The following is an 11028-nucleotide window of genomic DNA, read 5'->3' on the forward strand; positions in this document are numbered from 1 at the left end:
AGTGCGCTCTGGTCTCCTCATGATCACCCCTCGGGGGCGCGATGGCCACCCATTCGGCAAGGTCCGTGCCACAAGGTTGTGACGACAGGAGCGCGTCCCCACGAGCGGAATCAGGGATTCCGTCCGGTCGCGTCCGTACGCCCGAACGGGTTCATCCGGGAACTGCCAGGTCAGCGACGCACCACGGCCGAGCCCTTGGGACAAAAGGGCTCGGCCCCGAAATGCGTGTAGGACACACCCCGGTACGAGGAGATCTCACACAGATGATGGATCACGGATCGGCCGAATGATCCATACGCAGGGGATCATCCGTGCGGTCAACCGGGGCTGACGCCCGCGGGCGCGGGCGTCAGGCGAGGGTGACGAGGTCGGCGTAGTCGGCGCCCCACAGGTCCTCGACGCCGTCGGGCAGCAGGATGATCCGCTCCGGCTGGAGCGCCTCGACCGCACCCTCGTCGTGGGTGACCAGGACGACGGCGCCCTTGTAGGTGCGCAGCGCGCCGAGGATCTCCTCGCGGCTGGCCGGGTCGAGGTTGTTGGTGGGCTCGTCGAGCAGCAGCACGTTCGCCGACGACACCACGAGGGTGGCGAGGGCGAGACGGGTCTTCTCGCCGCCGGAGAGCACCCCGGCCGGCTTGTCGACGTCGTCGCCGGAGAACAGGAAGGAGCCGAGCACCTTGCGGACCTCGACGAGGTCCATGTCGGGGGCGGCGGAGCGCATGTTCTCCAGGACCGTGCGCTCCGGGTCGAGGGTCTCGTGCTCCTGGGCGTAGTAGCCGAGCTTGAGGCCGTGACCGGGCACGACGGCACCCGTGTCCGGCTGCTCCACACCGCCGAGCAGACGCAGCAGGGTGGTCTTGCCGGCGCCGTTGAGGCCGAGGATGACGACCCGGGAGCCCTTGTCGATGGCCAGGTCGACGTCGGTGAAGATCTCCAGCGAGCCGTACGACTTCGACAGGCCCTCGGCCATCAGCGGGGTCTTGCCGCAGGGCGCGGGCTCCGGGAAACGGAGCTTGGCGACCTTGTCGGACACGCGGGCGGCTTCCAGGCCGGCCAGCAGCTTGTCCGCGCGGCGGGCCATGTTCTGCGCGGCGACCGTCTTGGTGGCCTTGGCACGCATCTTGTCCGCCTGCGCGTTCAGCGCGGCGGCCTTCTTCTCGGCGTTCTGCCGCTCGCGCCTGCGGCGCTTCTCGTCGGCCTCGCGCTGCTGCTGGTAGAGCTTCCAGCCCATGTTGTAGATGTCGATCGCGGAGCGGTTGGCGTCCAGGTAGAACACCTTGTTGACGACCGTGTCGACCAGGTCCACGTCGTGCGAGATCACGATGAAGCCGCCGCGGTAGGTCTTCAGGTAGTCGCGCAGCCAGACGATGGAGTCGGCGTCGAGGTGGTTGGTCGGCTCGTCGAGCAGCAGGGTGTCCGCGTCGGAGAACAGGATGCGGGCCAGCTCGATACGGCGGCGCTGACCGCCGGAGAGCGTGTGCAGCGGCTGGCCCAACACACGGTCGGGCAGATTGAGCGCGGCGGCGATGGTGGCGGCCTCGGCCTCGGCGGCGTACCCGCCCTTGGTGAGGAACTCGGTCTCCTGGCGCTCGTACTGCTTCATCGCCTTGTCGCGGGTGGAGCCCTTGCCGGTGGCGATGCGCTGTTCGTTCTCGCGCATCTTGCGGATCAGCACGTCGAGGCCGCGCGCGGAGAGGATGCGGTCGCGGGCCAGCACGTCCAGGTCGCCGGTGCGCGGGTCCTGGGGCAGATAGCCGACCTCACCGGAGCGGGTGACGGTGCCCGCGGCGGGCATGCCCTCGCCGGCGAGGACCTTGGTGAGGGTGGTCTTGCCCGCGCCGTTGCGGCCGACCAGGCCGATGCGGTCGCCCTTGGCGACACGGAAGCTGGCGTTCTCGATGAGGATGCGGGCACCGGCGCGCAGCTCGATACCGGAGGCGGAGATCACGGACAGACTCCAGGGCTCGGAATCCCCCTGCTCGCAGCACGGGCGGCGGGGGAGGGTGGCGGGATGGACGGCTGAGGACGTTCCCGCCGTCTAATGCGCGAGGAGAATGGCCATGGGCCCCAGTCTAACGGTGGCGTGCAAGCGCATTTTCAGTACGCGGCCCTTCGGCACTGTGATGCTCATTGCTGTCCGGTCGCCGTCCGGGGCCGGGGCGTCGGCCCGGCCGGGCGGTCCCCCGTCGCACGGCGGGGCGCTGTCGGTGGCCGGTGCCAGACTGGGTGACGGGCCGGGTCCCCGGCCGGTACTGCGGGAGGGGTGAGCGGGATGGCGGGCATGGACGGCAGGCGTCCGAGCATCTACCCGACGCTGCTGTACGCGGACGCGAAGGCGGCGATCAGACAGCTCACGGAGGCGTTCGGCTTCACGGAGCTGTCGGTCTACGAGACCGACGAACAGGACGGACAGCCCGGCGCGGTGCTGCACGCCGAGCTGGTGCAGGGCAACGGCGCGGTGATGCTCGGCTCGAAGGGCCGCGGCGGCCTCTTCGACCAGGCCATGAAGGGAGCGGGCCCGAGCGCGGTGTACGTCGTCGTGGACGATGTCGACGCCCACCACCAGCGGGCCGCGGAGCACGGCGCGGAGATCCTGATGCCCCCGACGGACCAGGAGTACGGCTCACGGGAGTACCTGGCCCGCGACGCCGAGGGCAACATCTGGAGCTTCGGCACCTACGCCCCGGACACGACTGTCTGAGCGGCGGTCAGCTGCCCCCGGTGTGCACCTGGAACGCGGCGCGGCGGACGGCCTTGGCGAGCGCCGGGTCCGGGTGCGCGGCGGCGAGCGCCACCAGGACCTGCACGGTGCGGGGGTGCCCGACCGCCCGGACCTCGTCGAGGAGCGCGGGCACGGTGGCCTGCACCGCGGACTCCAGGTGGCGTACCAGGAGCGGGGCCTCGCCGTGGTCGGCGACGGCCGCGGCGGTGTCGACCCACAGCCAGGTGGCCTCCTCCCGGGTGAGCACCTCATGGGCGTCCTCCGGGTCGGTGCCCTCCTGCTCGGCGAGCCAGATCAGGGCGTAGGGGCGCAGCGTGGTCTCGTCGGCGGCGCTGCGTACATCGGGCTCGGCCGGCGCCCCGACCACGCGCAGCGCCTCGAAGGCCAGGCCGCGCAGCAGGGCGTCCTCGCCTCGGGCGGCGTCCAGCAGTTCGGTGACGGCGCTGCCGACGGGCCGGGCGGCGAGCCAGGCGCGGTACTCGGCGCGGGCCGCGTTCGGGCGGAGCCCGGCGCAGCCGCGCAGCATGCCCTCCGCGTTCTGCTCGATGTTCCCGGCGGGGCTCTGCGCGGCGACGCAGATCTGCTCCAGCTTGACCCAGACCGCCCAGCTGCCGAGCGGGGTCAGGGTGGCCTGCCCGTCTGCACAGGTCAGGGCTCCGACGGAGGCGAGCGCGTCGAGCGCCCAGTCGAGCAGCGGGGCGAGCGGGGTGCCCTCGGCCGGCTCCTGGGCGAGGCTCTGGGCCACTGCCGTCCCGGCGGCCACGGGAGTGGCGCGGAGCTGCTCCTCGTAGGGGCGCGGGGCGACGGGCGGCACGTACTCGATCTCGCACCGTTCGGTGCGCAGCTCGGTGACCCGCTGGTCGAGGAGGTCGAGGAGCTGCTCGACGGGGACGGGCCCCGCGGACAGCTGCAGGAAGGAGAGCACCTGGGGCATGGCCGAGACGACCTCGGCGACGGCCGCGTGCTCGCGGTCCGCGGGCTCGGGGTAGGCGAGCGACCAGGCGTCGAAGAGGGCGACCCAGCCGCGCAGCACCGCCGAGTCGTCGCGGTTCCAGGCGCGCAGCCGCCAGCCGGGGCGGGCGATGTCGCCGTGCACCTCGACGAGACCGGACAGGCGCGCGGTGTCCCAGTCGGCACGCACCTGAGCGTCGGTCAGGCCGAGGTCGGCGGCGGCGCGTTCGGCGGTCGTGACGGAGAGGGTGCCCTTGCCGTCGGAGGTCGCGCCATCACGGCCCGGCCCGAGTGAGCTGTCGGCCCAGCGGGCGACACGGGCCGCGCCGGCCAGACGGGCACGGGCCATTCCGGCCAGCTCCGCGGGTGGGGGTGTGCCCTCGGGGGGCCGAGGGGCGGGGCGGCGGGAGCGGCCCTGGGCCACCGCTCGGGGAGCGGCGGCCAGCGGCCGCGGGCGTACGAGTCGGAGCCTGGAGTCGCGCGGGGTACGGGACGTCACAGGTGCAGTCTTCCGGTTGACGGTCCGAAAACCCAAACGGAATGTCACGGGGGGCGACAGGGCTGGCCAACGCACTGGGTCCGAAAACCGTGTGTGACCGGGCAGTGGCGCCTCAGGAGGGGCTAAGCGGAAGGACCCCGACCGGGGCGGGGCGGGGGTTTGGGGGCGGGGCGGGGTGCCGTCGCGGGCCGTGCGGCGGCGCGGTGGGCACGGGGTCACGCCGGCGAGGTCACGGCGGCGAGGTCACGGCGGCGAGGTCACATCAGCGGGGTCAGGAAGCGCCGCAGGGCCTCTTCGTAGGTCTTGGGGTCGGCGTTCCACATCGCGGCGTGCGGGGCGTCCCGCACGGTGTGCAGGGTGACGAGGTCGGGACGGCGTTCCGCGAGACGGCGTGAGGGCGCCCAGGGCGCGACGGCGTCGTCGGGGCCGTGGAAGATCAGGGTCGGCACCGAGAGCTGGTGCGGGTCCGCGGGCCCGTGGACGTGGTCGCCGTACAGACCGGTGCGGCCCTGGGCGGCACGGACGGCCAGCGGCAGCAGTGCGCCCGGGGTCCGGCGGGCCGCGGCGAGGGCACGCAGCGTGGCCTCCCAGTTCAGCACCGGCGAGTCCAGGACCAGCCCGGAGATCCGCCCGCGCAGCTCGGAGTACGCGGCGGCACGCAGGGCCATGGTGGCGCCGGTGGACCAGCCGTGCAGGACCACGCGCTCGGCGCCCTGGTGCACGGCGTGGCGGACGGCGGCCTCCACGTCGCGCCACTCGGTCTCGCCGAGGTGGTTCAGGCCGTCCAGGGGGCGCGGTGCCCCGGGGTCGCCGCGGTAGGCGAGGTCGAGCACCGGGAACTGGTGCCGGTTGAGGAAGTCCATGACGTTCATCGGGTGTTCCCGGGTGGCACCGAGCCCGTGCACGGTGATCACCCAGGTGTCGCGGGCGCCGCGCACGAACCAGGCGGGCAGTGCCCCGAGTTCGCCGGGCACCTCGATGTCGGTGTGACGGAGGCCGAGGGCGGCACCCGGGTCGCCGACATAGAGGTTCGGGGTGAGCCATGCCCGGTCGCCGGGTTCCAGCGTGCCCTTGAGCACACGTTCGAGACGGCGTACGACGGTGTCGGCCGAGCGGGGGGCGCTGTTCAGCACCGGGCCGACGATGGCGTGGGAGCCGTCGCCGGACAGGCCGTAGACGCCGGGCCGCTGGGAGGCCAGGGCGCGGGTGAGCGTGATCTGCCCGGCCGCTGTGGAGTGCACGGTGAGCCGCGGTTCGGTGGGCAGCGGGCGGCCCGGCGGCGCCTTGAGTGCGGCGTTGCTGGCGAAGCGACCGGCGGCGACGCCGGCCGCGCCCGCGGCTATGGCTACGGTGGCGGCTGCGGCCGCCGCTTTCACGGTGCGCACTTGTCCAGTCTCCCGTCGGAGGTCGCCCCCGGCCAGCCGGAGGACCGCACCGCCGTGCGGGGCGCGCGGCGGTGCGGCCCCGGCAGCGGCCTCCCCGACGCGGCCTTCCTGCTACTGCTGCCCGTACCCCCGCAAGCGCTCCTCAGCCTCCGCCAGCTGTGCCCGGGTGAGGAGGGACGGGGTGAGGCCCGGCACCGACGACGCCGTCAGCCACACCCGGCACATCCACTCCAGCTGTGCCGTGCGGTCGTACGCCTGGCCGAGCGAGGACCCGTAGGCGATCGTGCCGTGGTTCTGCAGCAGGCACGCGGTGCGGTCCGTGAGGGCGCCGAGCATGTTCTCGGCCAACCCCTCGGTGCCGTAGGTCGCGTAGGGAGCCACCCGGACCGCGCCGCCGAGCGCCCCCGCCATGTAGTGGATCAGCGGCAGCTCCGGTACCAGCGTGGAGACGGCCGTCGCGTGCACGGCGTGGGTGTGGACGACGGCCAGCGCCCCGGTGGCGCGGTAGACGGCGAGGTGCATCGGCAGCTCGCTCGTCGGCCGCAGGGAGCCGAGCACCTGCCGGCCGTCGAGGCCGACACCCACGACATCGCCGGGCGTCAGCCGCTCGTACGGCACTCCGGTGGGGGTGACCAGGACGGTGTCGCCGACGCGCACGGAGACGTTGCCGGACGTGCCGACGACCAGTCCGTCGGCCACGGTCCGGCGGGCCGTCGCGACCAGTTCGTCCCAGGCACGTGCCACCGCGTCACCCGGGTCCTCCGCCCCAGGCGCCACCACCCCCGCTCCCCCGCGTCCGTCCTCCCGCGCGTCCCGCGCGTCCTGTGCGTCGCGTCGCTGTTCCGCCATGCCGCGATCCTCCCAGGCGGACGTCCGGCCCACCTGTGCCCGGACGGACCTGCCCGGACGGACCGCAGGCCGCGAGCCGTACGTCCGCAGGGGGTGCATCCACGGGTGTACGCCGCACCCCCGGAGACCGGTGAGGCGAAACCGGTGAGGCGGCCGGCTTGCGAAGATCGCCCAACATCTCCTGGGTGACTTGTCCGACATGTCGGTATTTCTACATCGACCATCTGACGGGTGACCAACGTCTCCCCAACGGCCCCCGAACCCAGTGGAGAACGTCCACCAGGGGTGAATCAGAAGCCCATCAAGGCTTCCGGAGGCTGAAATTCCGGCTTTGTTCGACAACGTGACCGTCGCCACTACGCCCAAACGGAAGAATGGGGCCTGGCTTGATACACCCTCAAGCATCCCTCAGTTCATCTTCCGTTCACCCAGGTTGCCTACGGTCAACCAGCCACTGACCTCCCACAGAAGCCTGGGTAAATGGAACACATCACGCTCCTCCTCGGAATCGTGATCGTCACCGCTCTCGTGTTCGATTTCACGAACGGTTTCCACGACACTGCCAACGCGATGGCGACGACCATCTCGACCGGCGCCCTGAGGCCCAAGACGGCGGTGGCGATGTCCGCCACGCTGAACCTCGTCGGCGCCTTCCTCTCCGTCGAGGTCGCCAAGACGATCTCCGGCGGCATCATCAACGAACAGGGCATACGCGTCGAAGTGATCTTCGCGGCCCTGGTGGGTGCCATCCTCTGGAACCTGCTGACCTGGCTTCTGGGTCTGCCCTCCAGCTCCTCCCACGCTCTCTTCGGAGGTCTGATCGGCGCGGCCGTCGCCTCGGCGGGCTGGTCCGCGGTCAACGGCTCGACCATCGTCACCAAGGTCCTGATCCCCGCGGTCGCCGCACCGATCGTGGCGGGCCTCGCCGCGCTGCTGGCGACGCGCCTCTCCTACGCCATCGGCAACCGCGCCGACGAGAAGGCGACCGCCAAGGGCTACCGCGCCGGCTCGATCGCCTCCGCCGCCCTGGTCTCTTTGGCGCACGGCACCAACGACGCCCAGAAGACGATGGGCATCATCACCCTCGCGCTCGTCACCGGCGGTGTCATCGCCCCCGGTTCGAACCCTCCCACCTGGGTGATCGTCTCCGCCGGTCTCGCCATCGCGCTCGGCACCTACCTGGGCGGCTGGCGCATCATCCGCACCCTGGGCAAGGGCCTGACCGACCTGGCCCCGCAGCAGGGCTTCGCCGCCCAGACCAGCGCGGCGACCGCCATCCTCGCCTCCTCGCACATCGGCTTCTCGCTCTCCACCACCCAGGTCTGCTCCGGCGCCGTCATGGGCGCGGGCGTCGGCCGCAAGGGCGGTGTGGTGCGCTGGTCCACCGCGACCCGGATGCTGGTCGCCTGGGTCATGACCCTCCCGGCCGCCGGTCTGGTCGGCGCGGGCGCCGAACTGCTCACCAAGCAGGGCACCTGGGGCACGGTCGCCACCGGCGTGCTGCTGGTCGCCGGTGCCGGTGTCATCTGGACCCTGGCCCGCCGGGCCCCGATCACGATCGACAACGTCAACGACGTCGAGACGGAGCCCGCGGGCGTCGTCACGACGGCCATCGCCGCGGTGATCCCGCCGCCGGCGGGCCCGCTCACGGCGGACGCCGTGACGGCCCCGGCGGCCGACGCGACCGGCCCGAGGATCACCATCCCCGCCCAGTCCACCGGCTCTTCCACGGAGGCGGAGCCGACCCGCCCCGCGACGGTTTAAGGAAGCACACCCCTCATGAAGATCGACTGGGCAGCACTCGGCTCCGTCTTCGGCGTCAGCCTCGTGGTCACGGTGGCCCTGGTGAGCCTGTTCACCCTGGGCGTCGTGGGCCTCACGAAGAAGGAGTCGCCCCGGGGCGGCGGCGCCCTCGCGGTCACCGGCGCGTACGCCTGCTTCGCGGCGTGCGCGGCGGCGGTGGCGTACGGGATCTATCTGATCGTGTCCTGACCGCGCACCACGGCGCCCGCCCGGGCCCCTACTTCGAGCCCCGCGGCGATCCCCGCTGCGGGGCTTGGTCTTTGGTGGGAGATGTTCCGGTTTGCTACGTTCTACCCGGCATCGCGACCACGTCGAAAAGGCAGGTGGCGGAACGCAGGTGTCTGGCCGCCCACGCCCAACTCACCTAGTCTAGGGGGCGAGTTGCTGTTCGACGTCGGCCGCCCGACCACACGAAGACGACGTGTAGCAGGGAGCGACATGGCCAGGGACATCGATCCGAGCCTGAACCGACGCAGGCTCCGTATCGAACTGCGCAAGGCACGCGAGGGAGCCGGTCTCACCCAGCGGGAGGCCGCCGACGCGCTGGAGTGGTCCCTGTCCAAGCTGATCCGGCTGGAGGCCGGGACGGTCAGCCTGAGCGTCACCGATCTGCGCGCACTGCTCCAGCTGTACGACGTGACCGACCCCCGGCTGGTGGCCGAACTCGAAGGGGCCGCCCGCGGGTCGAAGGGTCCGTCCTGGTGGGCACCGTACAACGACATGGTGCGGGCGCAGTTCGCCCAGTACCTGGGCTACGAGAGCGCGGCGACCTCGATCCGCTTCTACCACCCCTCCGTCGTCTGCCCGCTGCTGCAGATCGAGGACTACACACTGGCCCAGCTCGCGCCCCGGGAGAACGGGGAGCTGGCCCGTCGCTCGGCGGAGCTGCGCACCACACGGCAGGAACGGATCTTCGACGGGGACAGCGGCCCGGACGTGCACATCGTCCTGGACGAGGCGGTCGTCCGGCGGGTCATCGGCGGGCCGGGGGTGATGCGCAGGCAGCTGGAGCACCTCAAGACGATGGCCCGGCACCCCCGGGTCAGCCTGCGCCTGCTGCCGTTCGCGGCCGGCGCGCACTACAGCATGGGCGCCTCCTTCACCCTGCTCGGCTTCACGGACGGCGACGACCTGCTCTACCTCGAAGGCGCCACCGGCAGCGTGGCCAACCGTGACGACCTCGGCCTCACGGCCCGCTACCAGGAGTGCTTCGAGGACATCAGCACCAAGGCGTACGACGGCGACCGGATGATCGAACTGATCGACGCGGTCAAGGAGAGTCTCGGCAGCAGCTGAAGCCCGGGAGGGACGGCCCGGGCGGACAACGGGGAGGAATGGCCCATGGCGGTCCTCGGGTTCCTTGAGTGGTGGAGGCAGCTGCGCGCGTGCCGCTTCCCGGCCGCGGACGACCCGCCCGGCTCCCCCGCGGGATCCGCCGCCCCGCCCGGGGCGGGCCCCCTTATAGAGGAGGCACACCTCATGGAGGAGCCGCACTCCCCCGGCGAGCTCGGGACACGCCCGCCCACGACCCGTCTGCTGCTCGGCACGACGTGCGGCAGCGCGCTGTTGCTCAGCATCGCCGTGTCGGCCCGGGTGGCGCCCGGGCTCGGCCCGGACACGCTGACACCCCTGACCGAGACGGTGCTGGCAGCGCTCGGCGCGGCCGTCGTCACCGCCCTCGCCGCACGGGTCGGCCGGGTGCTGCGCGGCCGCTCGGGAGCGGCGCGCGAACCGGGAGTCAGCGGGTCCCCGAGCCCCGTGGACGAACCGTCGCCGCAGCCCGGCCGCGAACGCCCAGAGCGCCGAGAACACGGCGACGTTCCATGACCGGGGTGAGGCCCCACCACAGACCGGCACAGGCCGCCGCGACGATCGTCACCACCAGCCAGACGAGGGCCCGTGCCGTCGACCCCGGCACGAGCAGTGCGGCCAGCGCGCCGAGACCAACAGCGAACACCCCTGTGGTCAGGGAGAAGAGCGTCAGCGGGACCGCCGCCGCCAGTGCGGATCGTGGAGTGTGGGATCCTCCCGCACGCGCCGAGACCTTCTTGGCATCCCCCATGCCGGCTCCTCCCGCCCTCTGGACGGACTTTCAGAAACCGTCCGCTGCCCGGACTTCCTGAACTGCCTGAACTGCCTGGTCATCGAGTCCAGCCAGCAAACCACACCACGCGGTACGGCGAAAGACGAGCATCGGGCCGGTGCGCCGTTTCGAGTCACGCACCAGTACGTGCGCCCCCTCGACGGCCACTTCGACACAGTCGGTGTTGTCACCTTCCGAATGACTGCTCTTCCGCCACACACGCCCCGACGCCACCCTGCCGACCACACCGACCTCCGTCTCACCAGTCAGCGCACCGACCAGGCGTCCTCACCACGACGCTCCCGAGCGCCGTGCCCCACCGCTGCCGGGGCAGCGAAGGCCGGCCACACCAGGGTCGTCTCCCCGCAACGAATCACCCAGTGCCGCTCGTCGGCGCTCTCGCGTTCGTCCTGCCGCTGTTCTTTGAGTCTTCCCAGGTTCCGCGTCCGGAAAGAGAACAGAAAGCGCCGATTCGAGCGGCTGACGACATTTCAGCGATGTGGGGCTCGGCACACCGCTGCGTCGCAGGTCAAGAGCAAGTTGACGGGTGTTCGGGGAGCGTGGTGGACTGCCGGGGCCAATACGGCGGCAGGAGAGGAAGCCGGTGCGATTCCGGCGCGGTCCCGCCACTGTCACCGGGGCACCACACGCCCCGGGAGCCAGGAACTCTCACCGCCGGTCTCGTCGAGCCAGGGCGTGGACACCCTGAGTGAGGACATATCGCCATGCGCGGCTG

The 11028-nt window shown here is 71.8% G+C and carries 10 protein-coding genes and 1 riboswitch; of the genes, 5 read left to right on the forward strand and 5 right to left on the reverse strand.

Annotated elements, in window-relative coordinates:
- Positions 1–349: 349 nt before the first annotated feature.
- On the reverse strand, positions 350–1948 hold the full coding sequence (locus tag ACFYX0_RS23950; protein WP_388972953.1) for an ABC-F family ATP-binding cassette domain-containing protein: 1599 nt from the start codon (positions 1946–1948) through the stop codon (positions 350–352).
- A 324-nt stretch (positions 1949–2272) separates the two neighbouring features.
- Between ACFYX0_RS23950 and ACFYX0_RS23955 the strand changes: the two genes are divergently transcribed.
- Entirely contained in the window at positions 2273–2701 is a 429-nt protein-coding gene (locus tag ACFYX0_RS23955) for a VOC family protein (protein WP_388972955.1), read from the forward strand.
- A 7-nt stretch (positions 2702–2708) separates the two neighbouring features.
- On the opposite strand, the gene ACFYX0_RS23960 is transcribed toward ACFYX0_RS23955, so the two are convergent.
- The 3 genes from ACFYX0_RS23960 to ACFYX0_RS23970 all read right to left on the reverse strand — a co-directional run bounded on the left by ACFYX0_RS23960 (position 2709) and on the right by ACFYX0_RS23970 (position 6406).
- Positions 2709–4172, reverse strand: a complete 1464-nt coding sequence (locus ACFYX0_RS23960; protein ID WP_388972956.1) for a hypothetical protein — start codon at positions 4170–4172, stop codon at positions 2709–2711.
- A 257-nt stretch (positions 4173–4429) separates the two neighbouring features.
- On the reverse strand, positions 4430–5557 hold the full coding sequence (locus ACFYX0_RS23965) for an alpha/beta hydrolase family protein (RefSeq protein ID WP_388972958.1): 1128 nt from the start codon (positions 5555–5557) through the stop codon (positions 4430–4432).
- Between the two features lie 111 nt (positions 5558–5668).
- Entirely contained in the window at positions 5669–6406 is a 738-nt protein-coding gene (locus ACFYX0_RS23970) for a class II aldolase/adducin family protein (protein ID WP_355903265.1), read from the reverse strand.
- A 480-nt stretch (positions 6407–6886) separates the two neighbouring features.
- Between ACFYX0_RS23970 and ACFYX0_RS23975 the strand changes: the two genes are divergently transcribed.
- From ACFYX0_RS23975 to ACFYX0_RS23990, 4 genes are all read left to right on the forward strand, one after another.
- Complete coding sequence (locus ACFYX0_RS23975; RefSeq protein ID WP_388972959.1) at positions 6887–8170, forward strand: anion permease; 1284 nt, start codon at positions 6887–6889, stop codon at positions 8168–8170.
- A 15-nt stretch (positions 8171–8185) separates the two neighbouring features.
- Positions 8186–8398: a hypothetical protein gene (locus tag ACFYX0_RS23980; protein ID WP_311698149.1), complete on the forward strand. Its 213-nt coding sequence runs from the start codon at positions 8186–8188 to the stop codon at positions 8396–8398.
- A 249-nt stretch (positions 8399–8647) separates the two neighbouring features.
- Positions 8648–9505, forward strand: coding sequence for a helix-turn-helix transcriptional regulator (locus ACFYX0_RS23985; protein ID WP_355903271.1), 858 nt, complete (start codon positions 8648–8650; stop codon positions 9503–9505).
- A 45-nt stretch (positions 9506–9550) separates the two neighbouring features.
- A complete protein-coding gene (locus ACFYX0_RS23990; RefSeq protein ID WP_388972961.1) occupies positions 9551–10036 on the forward strand; it encodes a hypothetical protein in 486 nt (161 codons plus the stop codon).
- 265 nt (positions 10037–10301) lie between these two features.
- Here the strand turns inward: ACFYX0_RS23990 and ACFYX0_RS23995 are convergent, their stop codons facing one another.
- The gene (locus tag ACFYX0_RS23995) at positions 10302–10538 is read right to left on the reverse strand and encodes a DUF397 domain-containing protein (RefSeq protein WP_388972963.1); all 237 of its coding nucleotides are present in this window, start codon (positions 10536–10538) and stop codon (positions 10302–10304) included.
- Between the two features lie 347 nt (positions 10539–10885).
- Positions 10886–10961, forward strand: a riboswitch (cobalamin riboswitch).
- The last annotated feature ends 67 nt before the right edge of the window (positions 10962–11028 follow it).

The organism is Streptomyces sp. NPDC002573, assembly GCF_042889625.1.
In the GTDB taxonomy this organism is placed as follows: domain Bacteria; phylum Actinomycetota; class Actinomycetes; order Streptomycetales; family Streptomycetaceae; genus Streptomyces; species Streptomyces gibsoniae.

Excerpts from the sequence above, each read along its gene's own strand:
- ACFYX0_RS23985 (WP_355903271.1), top strand. The coding sequence starts at position 8,648 with ATGGCCAGGGACATCGATCCGAGCCTGAACCGACGCAGGCTCCGTATC.
- ACFYX0_RS23980 (WP_311698149.1), top strand. The coding sequence starts at position 8,186 with ATGAAGATCGACTGGGCAGCACTCGGCTCCGTCTTCGGCGTCAGCCTC.
- ACFYX0_RS23975 (WP_388972959.1), top strand. The coding sequence starts at position 6,887 with ATGGAACACATCACGCTCCTCCTCGGAATCGTGATCGTCACCGCTCTC.
- ACFYX0_RS23970 (WP_355903265.1), bottom strand. The coding sequence starts at position 6,406 with ATGGCGGAACAGCGACGCGACGCACAGGACGCGCGGGACGCGCGGGAG.
- ACFYX0_RS23990 (WP_388972961.1), top strand. The coding sequence starts at position 9,551 with ATGGCGGTCCTCGGGTTCCTTGAGTGGTGGAGGCAGCTGCGCGCGTGC.
- ACFYX0_RS23955 (WP_388972955.1), top strand. The coding sequence starts at position 2,273 with ATGGCGGGCATGGACGGCAGGCGTCCGAGCATCTACCCGACGCTGCTG.